Genomic DNA, 23729 nt, shown 5'->3' with positions numbered 1-23729 from the left:
ATATGATATGTCAAACGACTATTTTTCAAATCAAGAAATTCCCGAAGACGAAAGGAGAGACTTAGCATTTCAAACTGTAAACGCTATAAGAGAATCAGTCACTCTTGCTAAAAATGCTACTATACCAATAACATATGAATTTGCTTTTAGCATAATACATGATTTAGATCCAAATTTATATGACTCAATAATCAGTCTGTTAGTCTCAAAAAATGAAAATGAAATAGTAAAATACTACAAGGAAATGGCAGAAGCTATTTCAGATGAAGAGCAAACTATAGATCCAATTATACTAATCCAACAAGAATTAGATAATCTCGAAAAAATATTAAAAACCAAAATCGAAAACAATACTTTTCTTAAAAAAAGAAAGTTTGGTTTGGTAGCCGCTAAAGAATACTTTACTCCAAGAACTCAATCTGAACATAAAAGTCTGAATCATGATTTTTATCTAAGATCTAGAGAAGATTTTTTTGGAAAACCTATTTATGAAAATGATCATTACAAGGACTATGCAATTACAAAAGATAAAATATTAAGATTACGGCTTTTACATCCTGATAATGATGAAACAATTTTAGGTGTGGATTTAGTATATGAACATTTTAACATGGAAAATGAAACCGTTAGATTCGCACATATGCAATATAAGGCTTGGAATAATAATACTTTATATGAATCAGCTTCTAGTAATATGCGTTCACAGTTAACAAAAATGAAAAATCACATTTGTGATTCTAGTTTTTGCGAGGGGCCTGATGAAAGACGTGATGAATATAGATTTCCATACTGTGCGGCATTCTTAAGACCAACAGCAAAACTGCAGCATAGCGATAGTAAACTAATAACATCTGGTTACCATATTCCATTATGTCAAACATTAGCATTACTTGATAGGGATGGGAAATTAACTCGGAAATCTATCAAAGACAAAAGTATAAAAGGTAGTATTTTTGAAGAACTTTTTGTTAATAATATAGCTGGAAGCAGATGGATTACGATAGAAACATTAGAGCAATTTTATGAGGAAAAAGGAATAAATTCAAACTTAAATTCAATCAGAGTTCATGCACAAGAAGTTGATACTTATGGTGAATATGATAAGATTAAAAAAAGAGGAGATTAAATAACATTTACTTATAAGCTTTTCCTCAGCTAATACGAGCGTCTAGCTCATGTTGCAATAAATGAAAAACTTTTTAACATAAGCAACCTCGCCCTAGCGAGGTTTTGTCATTTAAAAAAAACTCCAGTCCCCTTCCATTCAAAAACATTCTCTTATCTGCCCTAAGAAAAACAAAATGATGATATTTAAAAACAATCATGCAGCTAATGTGCAAGATTCCACAAACAACAAATCCAAAATACATCTCACCTTTATCAAACAAATTGCTGATCTGAAAACCGGTAAAGTTGTAAGTTAGAACATTTAAGTAGTTCGATAACCGCTTCAACCGTTTAGAAATAGTAGTCAAGCCTTCAGTTAAGGCAATCAATCAGTTCGTAAGAACGTTCAAGCACTTCGGAGAAACAATCAATCATTTCGTAGAGGCAATCAACCATTCCGAAGAGACAATCAACCATTTCGAAGAGCCAATCAACCACTTCGAAGAAGCAATCAACCACACGGAAGAGGCAATCAAGTACAATTTGCTACATTTCAACACTTTACAACTGTTTCTGAAATATAAGCAGATTCAATAAATAGAATGAAATGTACTTTGAAAAGGGTTTTTAACTCAAAAAAAACAATTTTAATCCAAGAAAACAGGTAAAACGATGTCTTAAACGAATATGAATTTGAGAAATAAAAGTATCGGATTTATCATATCAGCAAGCAAAACCACCCCGTCAAAAATTTTTCCAATTTTCGCCACCTCTCCAAAGGAGGGGAATTTTTAACTCTATCCATGCGCCGCAACAATTCCCCTACCACGGAGGGGCGGATTTTTCAGAATGAAAGACGGGTGGTTTCAAAAGCGTAAAAACAAAAAAATCCTTTCAAATAAATGAAAGGATCTTCTAATGTAATATGAAATAAACTAAGTGTGCTCTAATTTTTTACTGAACAATAATTTTAAAGTTGCTGTTAAGGTTGTCTCCTGAAACATTCAGAATATAATTTCCCGATACTTTTCTGCCACCCATATTCAGGTTGAAAGTTCCGTTTCCGTTGGCATTCAACTTTTCTTTGATGATCACCTTTCCGGTCATGTCCATTACGGTTGCCGTTAAGCTTAATTTTTTATATTCAGGAAGTTTAATGAACAGTTGGTCTTTTACTGGATTCGGATATACGCTTCCCACATTTTTACTGATGCTGAATTCTGCATTGCCCAATACTGCCTGATTGTACAAAGCAGAAATTTCCGTTGGAGATAAGGCATAATTGTACATTTTCAACTCATCAAATGCACCTCTGTAAGGAGCCGGAGCATTGGTACTTGCCAAAAATTCAAGTTCCCCGATATTCCCGATCACTAAATCACTTGCTTCACCAATTCCGGTAACCGCAGTTTCATCTCCTTCAGAACTCAAAACTCCGTTGGTGTAAATTCTCATTTTATGAGCGGTAATATCCCTTTGGATCACTACGTGTACCCAATTGTTGGTAAAATAATTGGCAATTGGCGAGGTGATTTCCTTTTTGGTAACGTCATCATCAATCGCATATCTCAACTGACCGCCTTTGATTTCTACATTAAAACGTTTACCTGTTGCTCCTGTCGTAAGATTCTTTGTAAATGAACCTTTGCACAAAACATAAAGACTGGTTGCCGAAGAAGACGGAATCATACTTGCCGGAGCTTTCATCCAGTAAGAAACCGTAAATGAATTCGTATTAAATAAAATCTGATCCTGATGCGGAATACTCGCTATGTAAGGCGTGTTCGGGGATGTTGCCAAATCAAGGGCATAGTTTTCTTTTCCCGGTACTCTTACATTCGCATTATCGTAAGCAACATTTAAGGTTCCGTTATTGGCGTAAGAAGTAACGTCTGCAATTTGTTCACCAGAAGAAGGAATTTCTGAGAATGGCCAGTTTCCGACAAGACTCGGCGTCAATGCACGGAAACTCCAGACATCTCCCGTTATAGAACCTAATGCATTTGAAGAATCAATTCTCCAGTAATAATTGGTAGATGTATTTAAATTAGTTAACTGATATGATGGTGTCGCGGAATAAGGTACTGTTGCAACATTTGTTAAATTCTGTGGATCTGTTCCAAAATGAACGGTGTAGTTGGTGGTATTGGTACTGCCCGTCCATTTTAACAATAAATTTCCATTCGTCAACTGCACATCATTAAAGCCATTTGTCGGTGTTGGAGTGGTTGCTTTTGTAGGAGCTGATGGAACTGGTGGTGTAGTGATGGACGCATTTGCTGTATAAACCGAAGAATCGGTAGCATTGGTCGCTTTGACTCTGTAATAATACTGAGTATTCGGTGTTAAACCTGTTTCATTATAACTTGTTGTATTCGCAGGCAATGTTGCAATGGTTGTAAACGTAGTTCCATTCGGAGAACGTTCTAATACATAATTGGTTTCATTCGTTGCATTATCACTCCAATTTACAGTTAAAGAACTAGTAGCTGGAGTTCCCGATGTCAAAGCATTCGTAAAATTCACCCCTGATGGTGGGATAACAAAATCCGGAGCAGGTGTATTAGGTAAACCGTTAATGTAAACCTCAATATTCAGATAAGGAGCATTTGTTGTGCTTACGTTTAATGCATCTGCAACATTTGGATTCAATCCGTTTGCAGTTTCCCATGCATCGGGCATCCCATCATTGTCTGTATCTAACGGAGCCGGAGCACCGTAAATATGACCTGCACCACCATTGGTAAACCCAAATTGAGTGGTTAAATCAGTTTGCACATACACATACGCAGCAGTTGTTCCTTTCGACTGAAGATCTGAAATCATCAGACCATCTACCTGATCACGTTTCGGATAAGATGCTCCCACGCCTGCAATGATATTATCAAATGCTCCCTGAGCCGTTAGTGTCGGGTTCTTCATCGGATAATCATAAGAAGTCGACTGTATTGCCGTTATATCTCCAACAGGAAATCCAGTTAAATCAGAAGGAACGAGTGCTCCATCTAAAACTCCGTTTTTATTATTATCAAAATAATTTCCTGAACCATATAAATTAAAGTTGGCATTTCCTACACTGAAAGGCGTAGTTACTGCGCCGTTCGTATTCGGACCCCCAATAAAATAATTGTTGATGATATTTACAAAAGAACTTCCCGCAGAATCACCGCCCATAATGTACGCTTCTCCAGACTGAGTGTGCCCGTATGTATTTCCATAATTCCCCCAATTGTAAACTACATTGTTTACAAACTCGTTGATTCCTTTTACTTTATTATTTCGAGTTTTATTACAGATATATAAATTTCCGATTAAACTGATTTTCCCTCCGGCAGACGGTTGCATCAAACCTCCCGCAGAATGATTATGACGATGTAATCCCTGTCCGATAATTGAATTTTGAATGGTAATATTATCAGGACTAGTGCCATTATTATCCCAGTTGATAGAGAAAACCTCATCTGTTCCCCAGGTAAACGTCATGTGATCCAAAATGATATTCGCACCGTTGGAAATTCCCGATGCATCCTGATTTTGCGACGTTCCGCCATAACGGATACGCATATATCTGGCAATGGTATTACTCGATCCTGAAAATGATACTCTAGGTCCTAAAAACAAAATCCCTTCTCCCGGAGCGGTTTGTCCCGCAATCGTAGTATTGGCAGCAACAGCTACAACCGATTGTAAATTAACAATTCCTCCCACTTTAAAGATGACAAATCTTCCCGGCTGGCTCACCGCATCACGGAAAGAACCTGCACCGCTATCATTAAGATTGGTAACTAAATAGATTTGAGGGTTTGCTGCTCCTCTTGCTCCTGTAGTATATCTACCAAAACCGGTAGCTTCCGGAAATGCCAGTGTCTGCGCATCTATACCTGCAGTCGATAAGGTAATTCCACAAAGCAATAAAGATTTAAAAGCTTGCTTAATGAGTAAAGTTTTCTTGTTCATGTAATATTAATTTTGTTTAAACTAAACTACCCACATCAAGAAAAATGAGCATCCTGCACCATCCTGCTGAACACTATAAATCAATCAATTACGATAAAACATCAGACAAAAGGGTAAAATTTTTGTTTAATCAACCAGATTGTTAGTACGATTAATAGGAGAAAAACATATCTAATTTAAGTTGCCTTTCTCATGCTTTTTGTTTCATGTTCGAATTAATTAAAATTGATTATAACAAATTAACCGTTTTCGGAAGACTTTTTTTTTTTATATTTGATTATAGTTTGGATTTATGCACTGCGTGAAGACAAATCTTAGCAGAAATAGTAAACCAACAATCGACAAATATGGGAATTTTTGACTTTTTCAAAACCAAACAGCAAAAAGAGAATGAATTAAACGAGAATGAAAAATTGAGTTCACGATCTGAAAAAAATAACGAAGATATCAGTAACAACAAATATTATAAACCTTCAAATTGGACATCAAATTATATTTATGGCTTTATAAATGGAAATCCGATGCAAAAAATTTCCAATCACGATGATTTAATAGAAATTATTAGAAACACAGTCGGAAATGGAAAAGGTTATGTTGCAATAGACTCAATATTTCATCCTTATAACTTAATAAATCACAAAGGTGCAACAGCTTGGGATTTAGCTTGGTTTTGGTTATATGCTCAAAATAAGGGGGAAATTATTTCAGAAATTGCGAAAAATGAAACAGCTACAATTGTTAAATCTGAAAATTTAAACTTACATGAAAATTTCAGGGTTTGGCCAAATGACAATTTAAATCCACACAAAAATAAGCAATATGATAAATTTGTTCCTTTTATTCTACCCTATTTAACTTACTCGATAGACGAAAAAGACGAAAAATATTGGATGAAAATGATAAATGCGGAATTACAATCGCAAGGACACGCTCATACTTATATCGAAAATTTCAACCGTATTTTATCAAATAATACCGAAGGACACATTATGACTTTAGGTTTTGGAGAATTTAACAGAGAAAATTTAGATGAACTTATAAACAAATTTACAGATTTTTATGAGCAAAATATGAGTGGGAAATAAAACTACTTCCGCTATAATAGTGAGGCTAAACTGCAAAGTTCAACGTTTGTTCTTTGGTTCAACATTTTACGCAAAATTGAAAATATATACCCCCCATTGCCCCACTTTCGCAAAGTTCCAAACCTTAAACACAACTCAAAACAATTTCTACCCAAAAAAATCCCTCTCAAAACTGAAAGGGATTTATTATATCTAAATGTTTTTATGGATTCCCGTAAGGAATTTAAATATTTAGTAATCATATTTACGAAAATATTTAAATAATAAATTATGGCATTTTTAGATCATAATGGAGAAAGTGAATTTCCATTTAATAAAGAAAAAGTATTTGATGCACTATGCAAAGCCATTCCTAAAATTAATGGAATGAAAATTGAGAACGCAGACAAATTATCTGGACGAATCCTAGTAAAAGCAGGAGTAAGTCTATTCAGCTGGGGAGAAAATATTCCAATCCAGCTTACAATAATTTCTGATAGCTTAACGAAAGTATCAATAACATCTTCTCCAAAAACAGGTATGATGTTTGGCGGTGCTTTCGACATGGGTAAAAACAGAAAAAACATTGAAAATATTTTACAAGTAACTTCCAATATTTTATCAACTGAAACCAAAAATTAATTAAAATAAATAAATATGACTAAAATTTATATTGCAAATTCTTTTGGAAACAAGGATAAAGTAATTTTTATAATAGATAATCAAAAAATTTATTCTGTAAATTCCTTTGGAAATAAAGACAAAGTAGTACTTATTATTGATAATCAAAAAATATATACCGCTAATTCTTTCGGAAACAATAACAAGATGATACTTATTATTGATGGTCAAAAGGTCTATTCTGCAAATTCTTTTGGAAATAAAGACAAAATAGTGCTTGTTATAGATGGTCAAAAAGTTTATTCTGCAAATTCTTTCGGAAACAAAAACAAAGTACTATTTATCATTGATAATCAAAAAATATACACTGCTAACTCATTTGGAAATAAAGATAAATGTATTCTTATAAATGATGGCGTATACAGTTTACCAGAATTAGTTGCATGCTTAAGCAGAATTTCAACGTTTTAATTTAAAAACTTACCTATAAAATCTATATTAAAAGCTGATCCTAATAATAAAAAAATCCCTCTCAAAACTGAAAGGGATTAATTATATAAAAAAACTTTTAATTACATATAAGCTTCAATCGGCTCACAAGTACAAACCAAGTTTCTGTCTCCGTAAGCTTCATCAACTCTTGAAACTGAAGCAAAGAATTTGTGATCTCTTACCCAATGTAGAGGATAAGCTGCTTTCTCTCTGCTGTACGGTTTATCCCAAGAATCAGAAATTACCAATTGTTCAGTGTGAGGAGCGTTTTTCAATACGTTATTTGCCTGATCTGCTTCGCCGTTAGCAATCTCATCAATCTCATGTTTGATGGCGATAAGAGCTTCTGCAAAACGGTCGATTTCAGATTTGCTTTCAGATTCTGTAGGTTCAATCATCAAAGTTCCTGCTACCGGGAAAGAAACCGTAGGTGCGTGGAAACCGTAATCCATCAATCTCTTTGCAACATCAGCCACTTCAATTCCTAAAGATTTGAACTGACGGAAGTCTACGATACACTCGTGCGCTACTCTACCTTCCGTATTTGAATATAAAATAGGGAAATGTTCTGCTAAGATTTCTTTTAAATAGTTTGCATTTAAAATTGCGTGCTCAGTAGCTTTTTTCAAACCTGAAGTTCCCAACATTTTGATGTAAGCGTAAGAAATATTTAAGATCAATCCAGAACCGTAAGGCGCTGCAGAAATTCCTTCAATAGCTTCTTTAGAACCTACTTTAATGTTAGCATTGGTAGGCAAGAAAGGAACTAAGTGTTTCGCAACACAGATCGGACCAACTCCAGGACCTCCACCTCCGTGAGGAATAGCGAAAGTTTTGTGAAGATTCAGGTGACAAACGTCTGCTCCGATGTTTCCAGGACTTGTATATCCTACCTGAGCGTTCATGTTTGCACCGTCCATGTAAACCTGTCCGCCGTGATCGTGAACCAATTGCGTGATTTCTTTAATGTTAGCATCAAAGAATCCGTAAGTTGACGGATAAGTGATCATTACACAAGAAAGGTTTTCAGAATGCTGTTCAGTTTTCGCTTTGAAGTCTTCGAAATCAATTTCTCCGCTTTCAAGGTTTTTAACGACAACAATTTTCATTCCTGCCATTGCTGCAGAAGCCGGGTTGGTTCCGTGTGCAGACTGAGGAATCAACACCACATTTCTGTGACCTTCACCTCTTGAGATGTGATATTCTCTGATCACCATCAATCCTGCATATTCTCCCTGCGCGCCAGAGTTTGGCTGAAGAGAAGTTCCTGCAAAACCAGTAATTTCAGAAAGATCTTTCTCTAATTCTTTGATCATTTCCTGATAACCTCCTGCCTGATTTACAGGTACAAATGGATGAACAGCTCCCCAATTATCCCAAGACAGGGGCAACATTTGAGTCGCAGCGTTCAGTTTCATTGTACAAGAACCAAGAGAAATCATCGAATGAGTTAATGATAAATCTTTTCTTTCAAGACGTTTGATGTAACGCATCAATTCTGTCTCTGTATGGTATTTGTTGAATACTTCTTCCGTCAAAATCTCATCTTTTCTAAGATTTTCTTCAGGAATGCTGTATCCTTCTTTTATTTCTAATTTGAAAGTCTGCTTGTCTTTGAACTGAGCGAAAGAAGCCATCAAAACATTCAGTTTTTCCAACGTTGTACTTTCGTTAATCGCAATGCTGATTACCCCTTCTGTGAAATAGTTTAGGTTTAATTTGTGATCAAGCATCATTCTCATCAATCTTGCTTTCTCATCTTCTGCCATCACGATTTTTACCGTATCAAAGATTGGCTCTTCAACGGTTTGATAACCTAAAGCTTTCAATCCGCCTTTTAGTGCATTTGCTTTAAAGTGAATCTGGTCAGCGATATAGTTTAATCCTTTCGGACCGTGATAAACAGCGTACATTCCGGCCATAACTGCTAAAAGAACCTGAGCAGTACAGATGTTTGAAGTTGCTCTTTCTCTTTTAATATGCTGCTCTCTCGTTTGTAAAGCCATTCTCAATGCACGTTTTCCGTACATATCCTGAGAAACCCCGATGATCCTTCCCGGAATATCTCTTTTGTAATCTTCCTTACAAGAGAAAAATGCCGCGTGAGGACCACCATAACCTAATGGAATACCAAATCTCTGCGAAGTACCAACGGCACAGTCAGCACCCATTGATGCAGGAGATTTCAATTTAACCAAAGCCATAGGATCACAAGCTACAACAACCTGTAAGTCTAATTTTTTGTATTCAACGATATCTTCAGTGTAATCTAAAACAATCCCGTTTTTACCTGGATATTGCAATAAAACTCCGTAGTACGATTCGTCGAACTGGTGCGTTTTGTGATCACCTTCAACGATTTCGATTGCCAAACCTTCAGCTTTTGTTTTTAAAACAGAAACGGTTTGAGGCAAAACTAAATCAGAAATAAAGAACTTGTTGGCTCCTGCTTTTTTCTGGTCTTTCGTTCTGTTGTTGAAAAACATGTGCATTGCTTCCGCAGCTGCAGTAGATTCATCCAACAAAGATGCGTTTGCCAAAGCAAAACCTGTCAAATCGCACACAACAGTCTGATAATTAAGCAAAGCTTCTAATCTTCCCTGCGCAATCTCTGCCTGGTAAGGCGTGTACGCTGTGTACCAGCTTGGGTTTTCAAAGATATTTCTCTGAATCGCCGATGGCAACAAGGTATTGTGGTATCCAAAACCGATATAACTCGTATAATCAGTATTCTTTGCTGCCAATTCTTTCGAATGATTCAGCATCTGATATTCTGAAAGCGGTTCTGAAATATTCAGATCATTTTCTAAACGGATAGATGATGGAATGGTTTGAGAAATCAATTCTTCGATACTTGAAACGCCAACTTTTTCCAACATTGCCTGCTTATCGGCTTCGTTTAGGGAAATGTGACGGCTCACAAACTGCTCTGTATTCATTTTTATATATTAGATTTTGTTTGAAAAAAAAGATTCGTAAAATTACGATTTTTAAAATGATTTCGCAACCTAAGTAGCTGATAGTAATTAGCTTTTTGCTATTGGCTTTATAATTAGTGCTTTGAATCTTATCAATGTGTGATTACAAGTAGTAAAGAGGAATTTATTTAAAAACGATTTGGGTTATAAAGTTCTTGATATTAATAGCTCAATTTGAACACAAAGGACATTAAGTTTTTTACTACTAATTGCTTTTAAGTTTCACAAAGCCGTATTAATTATAAGTGCCCACGAAGTTTTTATAGTTATAGAAAGTATAAATAAAGGCTAAATCGGACTTAAAACATCACCTCAAACCATCTACTAATCAGCATTTAAAGAAATTTTAAATTTTATTAATTATATTTATTCTAAATTAATATATTTGCAGCATGAATATCATCACTCCTTTTAAAGTTCCGCCATTGACCCCGGTATTTTCTTTCAAGAATGAAGAAATGTTCTGTGGCGACAAAAAATCTTGCTGCAAAAAGTTCAAGAAGGGTAAGCGTTGCAAAAAATGCCCAGGAAATAAGAAATTGGCGTAGTTAGTTAGTTAGTTAGTTAGTTAGTTAGTTAGTTAGTTAGTTAGTTAGTTAGACTGTTGATTAAAAAATAAATTGCTAAAGCTAAAATCAATAATCCAAAAATTAAGCGGAAAATTTTTGGCTGACCTTTAGGATTTGTCGCAGTTCGTGGCTGCGATTTAAAGAGTTCTTCTGCCCGATCTCTGAATTTTTCACCATCGCTCTCAAAAACTTCCGTTATCGTTATTCCCTGAACCACAGTTTTGTGTAAAAGAGAATTGGTAGCATGCAGCAACAACTGGAATTTTCCGTTTTTAAATTCTGTGATCTTAAAAACTCTTTCCCCATACGCTTTTTCCAAACCAAACGGTAAAACTTTGACTACATCAGCATTCTGAGTTTGCCACGTAATGATAATCTCCTCTCCTTTTTTTGCATGAATTTTATTAGCCGAAAAAGTTTTTATAGAGGGTGGAACGGTATATCTAAAACTTTTCTGCAGACTTTCTAAATTCTGATCATAGGTAATTCTTCTTCCTTTATCGCTTAAAGTTTCGTACGCCTCCTGAATTTCTTTAAAACGTTCAGCAAAAAAATCATCGTTCTGGTTTTTATCTGGGTGATATTTTAATGAAAGTTTTCTGTAGGATTTTTTGATGTCTTCATCCGAAGCATCACGAGAAACACCGAGAAAATAATAGTAATCTTTCATGTAAGTGAATACAAAAATAAGAATTTTATTTTCTTTGTTCTTTTATTTCATACAGGATTTTTGTCATTTCGAGCAAAGCGAAGCAATCTCTTTTTTAACGCAAGGCGCTAATATTTTTTTATATGATTGAGAATATTTTTCGTTCGCAAAAGGGTTTGACTACGTCGAATCTATGATTTTACTCAGCGAAGATGAACAATTTTGTTTTTTCGAATCTGAATATCCACCGTGTTTGTCATTCCGTAGGAATCTAAGCATCTCTAAAAAACCGCTGAGATTCCTACGGAATGACAAACTTTATACTGATTTTAATTAATTAAAAAAGGTTAAAGCTATTAGCTTTAACCACTTTTTAAACAAAAAATTCCGGCGCGGGAAGCAAGCTTCCCGCGCCGGAATTAAAACAATTTCAATTTAGTTACTTTTTATTATGCTTCTGCAAAATCTTCTTTTCTCGCATCTTTTCTGCAACATCTGGAAGCAAATTCTTTCTTAAACTTTCCTTTTAGTTCCTGATACTGCTCCTCATCCATTTCTCTTATCTTGTCAGCCAATCCGAAAGGTGATTTTTCTTTGATTCCGTATTCGTTAAAAATACCTCTTACAAATCTTTTTCTTTCAATTACCTTTTTGGCAACCATTGCAACTCCGGCAACGGCAAGTGCTCCAAGAACACCTTTTAATACTGAATTTTTCATTTTCTTAAATTTTAAATTTTACTACTTCTTGTTTTTTTATAGAGACGAATTCGTTTTAGTTTTTACTTTACTACTTCAAAAATTTTAAACTATTCGTTATTTCTGTTGAAAAATCCTGTTGAACATTTCTGTCTCCAGACTTCTTTGAATTTTTCTTTTTCTTCCTCAGACATTCCTTCCATTTTATGTCTCAGGTGTTTCTCTTTCATATCTTGCATTCCCTTTCCGAATTTTCCGTGAAAACCTCCGAAAAGAATTTTACTCAATACCAAAATCCCCATTGCCTGCCAATAATTGATACTTTTAACACCGATAACTTCGGGCAAAATGCAGTTCCAAAGCCACATTACAATCAGCGCAACGGCAAGGAAAATCAAGGGCGGACATAAAATTAATAGTGCCCAGCTTTTTTTATATTTATTGTTCATTTTATTTATTTCTAATTATTTAAATCTTCGTACAATTGTCTCAATCTGTTTCTCAAATGCTTTACTGCATAATTTTTTCTACTGATGATGGTTTTAATGTTTTCGCCCTGTTCATCAGCAATTTCCTGCAGAGTTTTATCGTTCAGCTCATTTTCCATGTAGACCAGTTTTTGTTTTTCGGGAAGTTCTTCCAAAGCTTCAAACAGTTTTTTCCAAATCTCATCCTGAAACATTTTTACATCGGGTCCGGCGCTGTCGTCAAGCAACAGAATATCTTTTATCGAAAATGATCCGTCTTCATCTTCGTAGACAAAATCTTCAAGGTTTTCGGTTTTCTTTTTTCGGTATTTATCGATGATTTTGTTTGATGTAACTCGGTACAACCATCCGCCAACATTTACAATTTCAGAAAGATTGGTCAAACTGCTGAACTGATACCACACTTCCTGCAGAATATCTTCCGCATCTTCGGTATTTTTCACTTTCGGGCGAATGAAAGACATCAGTTTTCCTCCGTAACTTGATACGGTTTGCGAAATAATGTTTTCCTTTTCCTTCTGTGGCATTGTTATTTTCTCGGCAATCTCCATATTGCTATGACGATTGTGCTTTTTGTTTTACTTTAATGAATGTAGAGATTTTTTTTGACATTACAATTTTTCGTCTGTTAATCGTGTTTTTGTTGCAATATTTTTTTAGGAGCTGATCCGGCTATCCACTATTACTCCTCGCTCCTTCGCTTTTCCATCGCTTGCTGTGGGGTAGCCGTTTCTATCCGGGCTAGAGAACCACCCCATCAAAAATTCTTCCAGAATTTTCGCCACCCCACCTCTGGAGGGGAATTCTATACGCCGAAATATTTGAGAAAATTGTGTTTAGTCTTTTAACAAAAAAACGGAAAGCAAAATACTTTCCGTTCCTTTTTATACGTTTCTGTTGAAATTTATTTATTAAAATTTTCAGCGAAGAAACCTAGCATATATTTATACAACTCAAGCCTGTTAGGTTCTTTTCCGAATCCGTGTCCTTCATCATATTTTACCATGTAAGGAACTTCAAACCCTTTACTTCTCAATGCTTTTACGATTTGATCAGATTCGTTAATATTCACTCTTGGGTCATTTGCTCCCTGTACCACAAACAATGGCTTTTTAATTTTATCAATCTGGAAAACAGGTGAAACTTCTTTCGCAATTTTAGCTTCTTCAGGATTATCTAAATCGTACCATATCTGCTTAACCATTTCTTTGTAAGGTTTCCAATATTCAGGGAAAGAATCGAAGAATGTGAAGATATTTGAAACACCCACGTAATCAACACCACAAGAATATAAATCTGGTGTTTTGATCAATCCCATCAAAGTAGCATAACCACCGTGACTTCCGCCATAGATGGCAATTTTATCCTTATCGACCCAACCTTGCGAGATAGCATATTTCACTCCGTCTTCCACATCATCCATTGCTTTTCTCCCGATTTGTTTGTAGCCCGAATTCTGAAACTCTTTACCATATCCACCAGAAATTCTGAAGTTGACCTGTAAAGTTGCATACCCACGACTTGCAAATAATTGAGTTTCCGGATTGAATCCCCAATCATCTCTGATTCCTTGCGGACCACCGTGAGGATTTACAATCAAAGGAACTTTTTGACCATCAACAGCAGCTTTTGGCAATGTAATATACCCATGAATGGTCAGTCCATCTCTGCTTTTGAATTTGATAGGTCTCATCTCTGCCATATCCTCTTCTTTCAACTGAGGCATAAGGTCGACAAGAAGTTTTAATTTTTTAGATTTTACATCATACTCATAATATTTTCCGTACAACTTATCACTGTCCACAACCACTAAAAGCTTAGAATCGCTATCATCCGAAGAAACTACATAAAACTGTTTGTCACCAAATTGCGATTTTAACTGAGTATCAACTTCCTTATAAAATTGACTTACAGGAATGATTTCATTTTTGATTCCGTTATAACTGATATAATCTAATTCGTAATTTCTGTTTTTACCAGCCATGCTTACAGAGTTAACATCAAAAGTTGGATTTGAATAAACCTCTTTAATAACAGCATTTTTCTTTAAATCATACAGAACAATTCTCGACTTATCACTATCTAAATTCGTAACAACATACGCCTCATCTTTATTTTTTGAGTTATCATTGAATCTCATGATACTGAAAGTATCTTTCCAATCTGTTGATTTAAGAAGATCAAACTTACCCGATTGTAAATTCTTATAATAGGTCTTTGTTGTTAATCCGTTTTCTAAAATCGTATATCCTCTCAAATTTCCCTCTTTATCAAAAAGGTAGCCGTCGATAGGATTTTTAGGATCTTTATTTTCAAAAAGCTGAGTCATCTCACCCGTAACAAAATTTATTTTGAAAGGTTCGAAAATCTGCTTGTTGTTTTTATTCATGGTGACCACAACAAAGTCAGTATCTTTTATGATTTGCACCAAACCAATGGTTACTCCATCGAAAGGGGTGAGATCTTTAAGATTTTTTCCATCAATATCTGCTGCGTATAAGTGAAGATTTTCATTCCCGCTTTTATCTTGAGTATAAAAAAGACGTTTTTTATTCAACCAACCGTAACTTCTGATCAAATCCTCTTTTTCAACAAGCGCTTTGGTGGCTTTTCCCGTCGCAAGATCTTTTACAAAAACATGATTTTTGCTGTCTTTATCCTTTTCTTTATAAGATAAATATTTTCCGTCAGGCGAGATTTTAAACTGTGAGGCTTTGGGTCTTGCAAAATAATCCTCAACCTTGTATTTAAAGTTTCCTTTATCATACGAGATCAATTTTTCTAAGGTAGCCTTTGAGGAAACCAATGTTGGATCACCGGGCAATTTTGTTGTGGAAGTCTGTGCATTCATCATTATGGCTGAAATAACCACCTGAGCGGTAGTTAAAATTTTAGTATTAGTATTAGTATTAATATTCATAATATGTATGGATTTAGTCTTAAAATGATCGATTGCTTTTGATAAAACAATTATATATTAATTAGACAACTGAAACTCAAAATTGTTACATCCTTTTTGAAGTTATTGATAAAAAAACGGAAAGTAAATACTTTCCGTTTTATATGTTTTTTAAATCTGTCTGATTTAATTTAAATAAATTCCAAAATACCAAGTCCATGCAATTAAAATAATCTGCATCGGAATTCTTTCTTTGTACAAATAAGCCATTCCGGGACCTGAATAATCACCTTTGAAAATATTGACATTCTTTTTGGATGAATTGACATTGGCTACAAAAACCAAAATATAAAAAATAATCATTAAAATTGCAGTAATCTCACGAATTGAAGAAATCATCAGGCCAATACCTGCTGCAATCTCTAAAATTCCTGTGAAATAAACCCAGAATAATTTAGCCGGAATAAAATCAGGAATCATTAAAGCCATTCCTTTTTGGAATTTAAAATGAGCCAAACCAGTAAAAACAATGAAAGCGGTCATTCCTAAATTTCCTGCAAACAAAAAATTCCAGTTTCCCTGAATGAATTTGCTGCCGATTAAAGCTAAAATAAAGGTAGCAAATAGAATGCTTAATAATTTCATTTTTCTTGCAGATTATGCATTGTAAGTGTACAATTAAGCAAAAAGTTGCATTTTAAACTTAATCAACAATTGAACAGCTATTCAGCTCACACTAATTTGCTTCGGAAAGATTTCTCACCACTTCCAAGCCTTTTGTAAAGCCGGTATTCATATGCTCTTCCCAGTCTTTTTCGGTCTGTACTTCCACATGAAGTTTGGTTTTGCCATCATAATCTATAAGAATATATTTTTCAAAACAACCGCTCCACTGCTTGATTTCCATGCTTTCTGTATCTTCTACTCCATTTTCATCAACCATTCCGAGGTGTTTGAAAATCATCTGGTCGGGTTCTTCAATACTATCGATGGTAGAAACCATTCCGGCGCCTTTAGGATTCACAAAATAGGTTTTTCCGCCCACTTTCCAGTCAGTTTTCATTTGTGAACCAGGACCGAAAAATTGGGTCCATTCACTGTAAGTTTCTTTTCCAAATAGTACGTTCCAGACTTTTTGCTTAGGTGCATTGATGATAGTTTCATAAGATAATGTTTCCATATTTTAAGTTTTTATGATTTATATTTAAACACGAATAAAACTAATTTTTTGCACAAATAACACTAATAATCTTGTGAATTTGTGAAAATAATTTGAGATATTCGTGTTAAAAATTTATAATTGATTTTCAGATAAATGTTTTACATTTTGAAGCGCATTTGGAAATTTGTCTTCGAAAAAATCTTTGAATTCTTCCGATGTGTTAATTCTTGCAATCAGTTTAGTTCCTTCTTCCGTTTCTTGCAAAATGTAAGATTCTGTGGCATCCCCCCAATCCTGTGGAACTTCTACTCCATCATAAATTTCGCCCAGATGAAGAAAAGTCATTTCTTTGTTTGGGTTATTTTTTAAAACACGGCTGTACATACCGTTGTTATTAGGATCAAAAAACTTCATCATACTTTCCTCCTCCCAAGTTCCTACATAAAACGAACCTTTTGTAAAAGCTGAAGTCCATTGCCTGTAGCTGAAGTCGTCCCATAGTACTGTCCAAACTTTTTCCGGAGCTGCATTAATTTCGATAGTGTATTCTAAGGTTTCCATATATTTTGGTGTTAGGTGTTAGGTGTTAGGTGTTAAAATTAATTATCCGCTGACAAAATCACCGCCGTTGACGTGAATAATTTCACCGATAATAAAGCTTTAATCTCGGGATACAATCCGTCTCTTGGAACTTTCGATAATGATTTTGACTTGTTCTGTGTCTTCATAAGCAAATCTTTTTTCATTAGTAACAACAAACAGCAAGCCGAAGAGAAAAAATTGGAAGATTGAAGCAGGATGTTGTAGATGACATTTCCCAAAAAAACTTTCAGCTAAAAAACTAAGAGTTGTAGGCGTTTTCCAAATCCTTAATCACAATTTTCTGCATTTTCATCATTGTCTGAACAACTTTTTGAGCTTTCAGCTGGTCAGAATCACTCATTAATTCAATTAATTTTTTTGGAACAATTTGCCAGCTCATTCCAAATTGATCTTTTAGCCAACCACACATACTTTCACGACCTCCATCCGACGTGAGAGCATTCCACAGATCATCGGTTTCTTCCTGATTATCGGTCATCACAACCATAGAAATTCCTTCATTAAAATCAAATTTGTGGTCATAAGAATTATCCATACAGAAGAAGCTGTAGCCATCAATTTCGAAGTGTGCATGTTGTACATTTTCTGGAACTTCATGACTTTCATTTCCGACACCGTCTCCATACTTCAAAACTCCGCCAATCTTTGAATTCGGGAAAACATGGGTGTAAAAATCCATTGCTTCCATTGCCTTTCCGTTATTTTGGTGAATAAACATTAAGGTTGGGATAATTTTCTGTTCGCCCTGTTTTTCACCCAAATACAATTGCCATGTCAAGCCAAATTTGTCTCGAACCCAACCATATTTTTCACTCCAAGGGTATTTACCTAGCTCCATCAGAACGATTCCTCCATCTGATAACTGATTCCAATAATTTTGAACCTCATCATCAGTTTCGCATAGGACCATAAAAGAGACCGAGGCATTTTTTTCAAACTGCGGACCGCCATTTAAAAGCATTATTTTTTGACCGAAAAGGTCAATATTCATTACAACCGGTGTATCTGCCGTAATTTTTCCGTTAAATACTTTACAGTAAAATTCTGCTGCCTCTTTGGCATCTTCATTGTGCCAGAGGCAAGGAAAAATGTCGTTATTCATAATTTTATTTTTTAAAACACAAATCATAAATTTCACAATGTATTACCTGCGATATAATTGTGTTTTTATAGTTAAAATATCTCAATGTTACTTTAAAAAAGCATCATTATTTTTCATGTAAACTTTCAACTTCTGCATCGTATTTTTCCCAAATCCATGAAACCGCAAGAGCTCACTTTCTGAGTAATCTGAAAGTTTTTCTAAAGAATCTATTTTTTCTTTTTCCAAAGCTCTTCTTGCGGGCATTGCAATAATTCCCTTCAAAAAATCATTTGAAACGACATGACGCTCAGTACAAATGGGTTTTAAAAACTTTGCCATTATCACTAAATTGATCATGAGTTGAAAAATTATTTTTAATGATTTTCCACATATTTATGGAAATTATTGAGTATTGCATACCAGCCATCACGCTGCATTTCTACAGAGTTTTGCTTTTCAGGATCGAAACTGATCTTAACATTCGTAGTATTTACATCTATCCTTTCAAAAACGATTTCTACGTTTCTGCCGTCTTCTATATGATATTTAATCAATTCATATTTTACAACTTCATCATAAACTCCCACAAAATCAAATCCGAAACTTCCGTCTTTGGCTTCCATTCTATTATTGAATTTCCCGCCGACTCTAAGATCATTTTCAGAACTTGGACATTCCCAGCTTTCGTGAGCGAAATTCCATTTCACAATATGTTTAGGCTCGTTATAATAATCCCAAACCTTTTCTACGGGAGCTAAAATTGTGATGTCGATGTTAATTTTATCCATTTGTTTCTTGTTTTTTCTAAGTTAAAAGAAGGGCAACTTTCAGCTACCCTTAGATTCATTAAATATAGAATATTTTTTATCCTTCGTAGCCTTGATCGGTAGAAAAATTGATCATCCAATATACTCCGAATTTATCCTGAAAACTACCGAAATAATCACCCCAAAATTGGTCTTCAAGAGGCATTTCAATATTTCCGCCTTCAGAAAGTGCCTTAAAAATCCTGTCCGCATCTTCTCTCGAATCCGGAAAAATGGAAACATAATTGTTGTTTCCTACCTTTAAATTCTGTCCAAACGACGGCACAATGTCTGATGCCATCAAAAGGTCGCTGCCCACCGGAAGTGCGATGTGCATTACTCTGTTTTTCTCTTCCTCTGAGAGATTTTCAGTTCCGGGAGCATTCCCCATTTTGTGGACTCCGCCAACGAATTCGCCACCGAAAACAGTTTTGTAAAAATTGAATGCTTCTTCTGCTGTACCATCAAAATTGAGGTATGGATTTAATTTTGCCATGATTTTAAGATTTAGGTTTAGGTTTAAATAAAATTGAATTTTTAATTTTTAATATTTCATATTCTCGTCAAAGTCATATTTCATTCCTTCATAATTGAGAATTCTTCGCATCAGTCCGATTTGTCCACACAGATAATCTTCACGTCCTATGCACATTCCGACGAAATTCAGAACATTTTCCGGGAAAAATTCGATATTCATTCCCATCGGAAAATCTTTTTCTAAATCTTCATCAGAAACTTCAAGCAATTTTTGATAAACTAAAGGTGAAATTTTATGAAAACTGTTCTTAAGTTGTTCTAACGTTGGATAGTTTAAGCTCACATCCAAAGCTTTTCCCTGAAAGAAATATTCTTTGAATTCAAATTCTTCTTCAATTCCAAGTACATTTCCCATGGCGTAGCGCATATCGAGAAAGTTCCCTACCATCCAAACGATGTGATTGGTTCTGCCTTCAATTCTTTTCAAAGCATCTTCTTCAGAAATTCCGTCAAGAACCATTAAAAAATTCTGGCTGTGACCACGAAACGCAGGAATGATGATGTCTAGTTTTTGTGATTTTGGTGTGTCCATTTTGTATAGTTTAATGTTGTTTGTGAATTGTATGAAATTCATTTTTAAATTTCTCTTGCAGATTTTATTTTACAGCTCCAGGTTTTCCTAAAATCCTTCTGAGATACCCGAATTGACCGCTGTGGTAAATTTCGTGAAGAGATAATCCTGAAATATCATTAATTATTGCAGAATCAAGGCTTTCAAGACTATTCAGTTTTATTTCAAACTTATTCTGAGATTCTTTTAAGTAAGATTTTAATTCTTCAAAACTTACAAATTCATCTTTTCTGTTCAAAGGAATTTCCCCTCTGTTATAGCATGAAAATTTTTCATTTTCCCAAACCGATTCTTCTCCCAAAATATTCAGAAAAGCATTTCTTATGTAAATTAAATGCCCTAAAATCCAATTCATACAATTCGCTTCACCATTAGGAAAAATCATTGCTTCTTCGTTTGAGATATCATTAATATTCATCGAAATCACTTTATAATTACTGAAGATCAGAAATTTTAGAATTTCAATATCGTTCGATTGTGTTTCCATTTGATTATCCTTGAGGAAGTTGAGACATATCTGCAAAAGTCACATTCCAGCCATGGCCATTGATGTCCCAGAAAGAGTTTTGATACATCCATCCGTAATCCTGCGGCTCTTCATGCTGAGTTGCACCATTTGCGACAGCAGCGTTTACTACCTGATCAACTTCCTCACGACTGTCTAAACCAATTGCGACCAAAACCTGTGTGGTATCGCCTTTTGGAACAGGTCTTTCAGAAAAAGTCTGGAAATATTCTTCGGTTAAAAACATAACGAAGGTATTATCATTTAAAATCACACAAACTGCCTTTTCATCTGAGAATTGTTCGTTAATCGTAAATCCGAGCTTTGTCCAGAAGTCTTTTGTTTTCTGAACATCTTTTACCGGAAGGTTGACATAAATCTGATTGATTTTCATTTTCGTAATTTTAAATTTGTAATAATTAGAATCTTATTCTGTCGGAATCTGAGAAGCATCTGCAAACATAACTTCCCACTGATGACCGTTCAAATCTGAAAAAGCACTTTGATACATCCAGCCATGATCTTGTGGTTCGCTGTATGTAGAACCTCCGTTATCAATGGCAATTTTTACCATTTGATCTACTTCTTCACGACCGTTTACACCAATGGCAATAAGCGTTTGAGTGGTTTCTCCTTTGGCAACGGGTCTGTCTGTGAAAGTCTGAAAAAACTCTTCCGTTAAAAACATCGTGTAAATATGATCTGCTTTCATGATTACACAAATCGCTTTTTCGTCAGAAAATTGTTCGTTGATAGAAAACCCTAGTTTTGCCCAGAATTCTCTCGTTTTCTGAACATCTTTTATAGGAAGATTGACATAAATTTGATTGATTTCCATTTTTGTAATTTTAATGTTGAACTTTTAACCAAAATTACCAAGTCGCCATGAAAATCAACTTGCCATAAGACAAGATTTAATTTTTCTTAGGATGCGAAACTAATTCTTTGCGAATTCGGCTTAATGAAGTGTCTGTAACACCAAGATAGGAAGCGACCTGCTTCAGGGGAGCAAACTGTATGACGTGCGGTTTTTGTTCTAAAAGATTGAGATAACGTTTTGTTGCAGATAGCGTAAACATTTCTACGGAACGTTGTTTATAGGTGAAAAGTTCTTGCGACATCCAAGCTCTCCCCCATTCACTTAGGTTTTGTATTTTATGATATAATTCCTGAAAAGTATCAAAATCGATTTTTTGACATTCACAATCTGTGATGCAGACAATGTTTTCCTGGGTAGGAATTCTCTGAAACAATGAAGAAACTTCGATGATAATTTCGTTTTCAACAAAGAAGTTGGTAGTCACTTCGTTCCCGTTAAAATCATTCACAAAAGACCGCGCTAAACCTTTCTCTAAAATTAAATATTCGTTGGATGTTTTTCCTTCTTCCAAAATAAAATCGCCTTTATGAAAAAATACTTTTTCGTGTGCATTAATTATTTCATCAAGCTCTTCAGGGAAGAAAAAAGGAAAATCGTAGTAAACGCTAAAGGCTTTTGTGCTCATCCAAATAATGTTTTTAAGATTTTAAAATTATAATTTTTATTTGGAATTAAAAGTGAAATATTTAAATTTAAAACACAAAAGTTGTAAAAGTTATGAAGACATAAGATATTTTAGTTGAAAAATAAACCACCGAGAAGAGTGAATTTATTTTAAAAATTCATTCAAACCAATCTTTTATCAATTAAAATAACGATAGTTGAATTGGTTTTGGTTTTGAAGGTTTTTCTGCGTCACCGAAGACTGTTTTCCCACCGAAACGCCAAGAATTCTGACGTTCTTCTTCAATTACATCATTAATGTCGAAATCTGGCGTGAAATTTTTCTCTGCTTCTGAAATAATAGTGTGAAGTTTATTGATTGACTGCAATTTATCTGAATTTCCGAGCTTTGATTTTTCAATTCCTTTCTGCAGAATGTTGATGGTTTCGTCATAAACATTGATGGGAACAGGAAACGGATGTCCGTCTTTCCCACCATTTGCAAAAGAAAATCTTGCAGGATCTCTGAATCTTGATGGCGCTCCGTGAATGACTTCGCTGACCAAAGCGAGACTTTGTAAAGTTCGCGGTCCAACACCTTTCAATAAAAGCAGTTCTTCGAAGTTTTCAGGCTGATTTTCTCTGGTCATGTACAAAAGTGTTCCAAGTTTTTTCAAATCAACATCTGAAGCACGAACATCGTGATGTGCAGGTAAAATCAAATTGGCAAAATCTTGCATTATTTTTTCAGAATTGGTATGGGAGATTTCCAAAATTCCTTTTCTGCTTTCCTTAGCTTCATGAGCCGTTAAGTTCAGAATCTGACCTTGATTAATTCCCTGAATTCCTTTGTGGGGTTCATCAACAAAAGATTCCATATTTTCAGAATGCCAATGATAGCGTCTTGCCGTTCCGTCCGCATCGTTCATTCCTTGTTGTACAACTGCCCAATTTCCTTCGTCTGAAACGATAAAATTATGCAAATATAACTGATAACCATCCTGAATTGCCGTATTGTCAACTTTTGCCGATAATTTGCTTGCACGAACTAATTCAGTTCCATTTAAACCCGTTTTATCTGCGATAACGAGAAGTTCATTCGGAGTTTCTTTTGAAAACCTGCCTTTTCCGCCACAAATATAAATCCCGAGCTCTTTTGAATTCGGATTGATGCTGCGTTTCAAAGCGCCCATCACCGAAGTTGTGATTCCGGAAGAATGCCAATCCATTCCCATTACTGCGCCAAAACTCTGGAACCAAAATGGATCTGCCAATCTTTTAAGTACCTCATCTTTTCCGTAATCAGCCAACATGACTTCTACAATCGAAAGTCCGAGTACAGCCATACGCTCGTACAGCCAAGGCGGTACTTTTCCGTAGTGAAGGGGTAATGTTGCAGTTCCGGAGCGTTTCATTACGTAAAGGTAGTTTTAATTATAAATAATTTTGATGATTT

At 35.0% G+C, this 23729-nt stretch carries 25 protein-coding genes; 4 read left to right on the top strand and 21 right to left on the bottom strand.

Annotated features, from left to right (window positions below):
• Positions 1-7: 7 nt before the first annotated feature.
• Entirely contained in the window at positions 8-1126 is a 1119-nt protein-coding gene (locus MQX03_RS01005) for a hypothetical protein (protein ID WP_242800698.1), read from the top strand.
• 935 nt (positions 1127-2061) lie between these two features.
• On the opposite strand, the gene MQX03_RS01000 is transcribed toward MQX03_RS01005, so the two are convergent.
• Complete coding sequence (locus MQX03_RS01000; RefSeq protein ID WP_242800696.1) at positions 2062-5064, bottom strand: LamG-like jellyroll fold domain-containing protein; 3003 nt, start codon at positions 5062-5064, stop codon at positions 2062-2064.
• A gap of 347 nt (positions 5065-5411) precedes the next feature.
• Between MQX03_RS01000 and MQX03_RS00995 the strand changes: the two genes are divergently transcribed.
• From MQX03_RS00995 to MQX03_RS00985, 3 genes are all read left to right on the top strand, one after another.
• Positions 5412-6149 (top strand): hypothetical protein, encoded by a 738-nt coding sequence (locus tag MQX03_RS00995; protein ID WP_242800694.1) that lies wholly within the window; start codon positions 5412-5414, stop codon positions 6147-6149.
• A gap of 270 nt (positions 6150-6419) precedes the next feature.
• Positions 6420-6770: a hypothetical protein gene (locus tag MQX03_RS00990; protein ID WP_242800692.1), complete on the top strand. Its 351-nt coding sequence runs from the start codon at positions 6420-6422 to the stop codon at positions 6768-6770.
• Positions 6771-6785: 15 nt separating this feature from the next.
• The gene (locus MQX03_RS00985) at positions 6786-7220 is read left to right on the top strand and encodes a YncE family protein (protein WP_242800690.1); all 435 of its coding nucleotides are present in this window, start codon (positions 6786-6788) and stop codon (positions 7218-7220) included.
• A gap of 101 nt (positions 7221-7321) precedes the next feature.
• On the opposite strand, the gene gcvP is transcribed toward MQX03_RS00985, so the two are convergent.
• The 20 genes from gcvP to MQX03_RS00890 form a co-directional block, all read right to left on the bottom strand.
• Positions 7322-10180: an aminomethyl-transferring glycine dehydrogenase gene (gene gcvP / locus MQX03_RS00980; RefSeq protein WP_242800688.1), complete on the bottom strand. Its 2859-nt coding sequence runs from the start codon at positions 10178-10180 to the stop codon at positions 7322-7324.
• 627 nt (positions 10181-10807) lie between these two features.
• The gene (locus MQX03_RS00975) at positions 10808-11458 is read right to left on the bottom strand and encodes a DnaJ domain-containing protein (protein ID WP_242800686.1); all 651 of its coding nucleotides are present in this window, start codon (positions 11456-11458) and stop codon (positions 10808-10810) included.
• Positions 11459-11886: 428 nt separating this feature from the next.
• Complete coding sequence (locus MQX03_RS00970) at positions 11887-12156, bottom strand: hypothetical protein (RefSeq protein ID WP_056080998.1); 270 nt, start codon at positions 12154-12156, stop codon at positions 11887-11889.
• 89 nt (positions 12157-12245) lie between these two features.
• Positions 12246-12584 (bottom strand): hypothetical protein, encoded by a 339-nt coding sequence (locus MQX03_RS00965; protein WP_129536696.1) that lies wholly within the window; start codon positions 12582-12584, stop codon positions 12246-12248.
• An 11-nt stretch (positions 12585-12595) separates the two neighbouring features.
• Positions 12596-13150 carry an RNA polymerase sigma factor gene (locus MQX03_RS00960; RefSeq protein WP_129536695.1) on the bottom strand — a complete coding sequence of 185 codons (555 nt, stop codon included), beginning with the start codon at positions 13148-13150 and terminating at the stop codon, positions 12596-12598.
• Positions 13151-13527: 377 nt separating this feature from the next.
• Complete coding sequence (locus MQX03_RS00955) at positions 13528-15543, bottom strand: alpha/beta hydrolase family protein (protein ID WP_242800684.1); 2016 nt, start codon at positions 15541-15543, stop codon at positions 13528-13530.
• 165 nt (positions 15544-15708) lie between these two features.
• Positions 15709-16167: a DoxX family protein gene (locus MQX03_RS00950; protein WP_129536694.1), complete on the bottom strand. Its 459-nt coding sequence runs from the start codon at positions 16165-16167 to the stop codon at positions 15709-15711.
• A gap of 91 nt (positions 16168-16258) precedes the next feature.
• Positions 16259-16702, bottom strand: coding sequence for an SRPBCC family protein (locus MQX03_RS00945; protein WP_242800682.1), 444 nt, complete (start codon positions 16700-16702; stop codon positions 16259-16261).
• Between the two features lie 114 nt (positions 16703-16816).
• Positions 16817-17245, bottom strand: a complete 429-nt coding sequence (locus tag MQX03_RS00940; RefSeq protein WP_242800680.1) for an SRPBCC family protein — start codon at positions 17243-17245, stop codon at positions 16817-16819.
• 38 nt (positions 17246-17283) lie between these two features.
• Positions 17284-17412: a hypothetical protein gene (locus MQX03_RS20425; protein WP_262916894.1), complete on the bottom strand. Its 129-nt coding sequence runs from the start codon at positions 17410-17412 to the stop codon at positions 17284-17286.
• A gap of 113 nt (positions 17413-17525) precedes the next feature.
• The gene (locus tag MQX03_RS00935) at positions 17526-18389 is read right to left on the bottom strand and encodes a VOC family protein (RefSeq protein ID WP_242800678.1); all 864 of its coding nucleotides are present in this window, start codon (positions 18387-18389) and stop codon (positions 17526-17528) included.
• An 87-nt stretch (positions 18390-18476) separates the two neighbouring features.
• Entirely contained in the window at positions 18477-18710 is a 234-nt protein-coding gene (locus tag MQX03_RS00930; protein ID WP_242800676.1) for a helix-hairpin-helix domain-containing protein, read from the bottom strand.
• 35 nt (positions 18711-18745) lie between these two features.
• Entirely contained in the window at positions 18746-19159 is a 414-nt protein-coding gene (locus MQX03_RS00925; protein ID WP_242800674.1) for an SRPBCC family protein, read from the bottom strand.
• Positions 19160-19235: 76 nt separating this feature from the next.
• Positions 19236-19673, bottom strand: coding sequence for a VOC family protein (locus tag MQX03_RS00920; protein WP_242800672.1), 438 nt, complete (start codon positions 19671-19673; stop codon positions 19236-19238).
• Positions 19674-19721: 48 nt separating this feature from the next.
• Complete coding sequence (locus MQX03_RS00915; RefSeq protein ID WP_242800670.1) at positions 19722-20246, bottom strand: DinB family protein; 525 nt, start codon at positions 20244-20246, stop codon at positions 19722-19724.
• A gap of 64 nt (positions 20247-20310) precedes the next feature.
• Complete coding sequence (locus MQX03_RS00910) at positions 20311-20772, bottom strand: hypothetical protein (protein ID WP_129536687.1); 462 nt, start codon at positions 20770-20772, stop codon at positions 20311-20313.
• 4 nt (positions 20773-20776) lie between these two features.
• Positions 20777-21184: a VOC family protein gene (locus MQX03_RS00905; RefSeq protein ID WP_242800668.1), complete on the bottom strand. Its 408-nt coding sequence runs from the start codon at positions 21182-21184 to the stop codon at positions 20777-20779.
• 33 nt (positions 21185-21217) lie between these two features.
• Positions 21218-21628, bottom strand: coding sequence for a VOC family protein (locus MQX03_RS00900; RefSeq protein WP_242800666.1), 411 nt, complete (start codon positions 21626-21628; stop codon positions 21218-21220).
• A gap of 76 nt (positions 21629-21704) precedes the next feature.
• Positions 21705-22295, bottom strand: a complete 591-nt coding sequence (locus MQX03_RS00895) for a Crp/Fnr family transcriptional regulator (RefSeq protein WP_242800664.1) — start codon at positions 22293-22295, stop codon at positions 21705-21707.
• A 181-nt stretch (positions 22296-22476) separates the two neighbouring features.
• Positions 22477-23688, bottom strand: coding sequence for a DUF763 domain-containing protein (locus tag MQX03_RS00890; RefSeq protein WP_242800662.1), 1212 nt, complete (start codon positions 23686-23688; stop codon positions 22477-22479).
• Positions 23689-23729 lie beyond the last annotated feature (41 nt).

Origin of the sequence: Chryseobacterium aahli, assembly GCF_022699665.1 — a bacterium.
GTDB classification, from domain to species: Bacteria; Bacteroidota; Bacteroidia; order Flavobacteriales; family Weeksellaceae; genus Chryseobacterium; species Chryseobacterium aahli.
The sequence above is the reverse complement of the archived record's forward strand: the minus strand, read 5'-3'. Positions and strand labels throughout refer to the sequence as shown.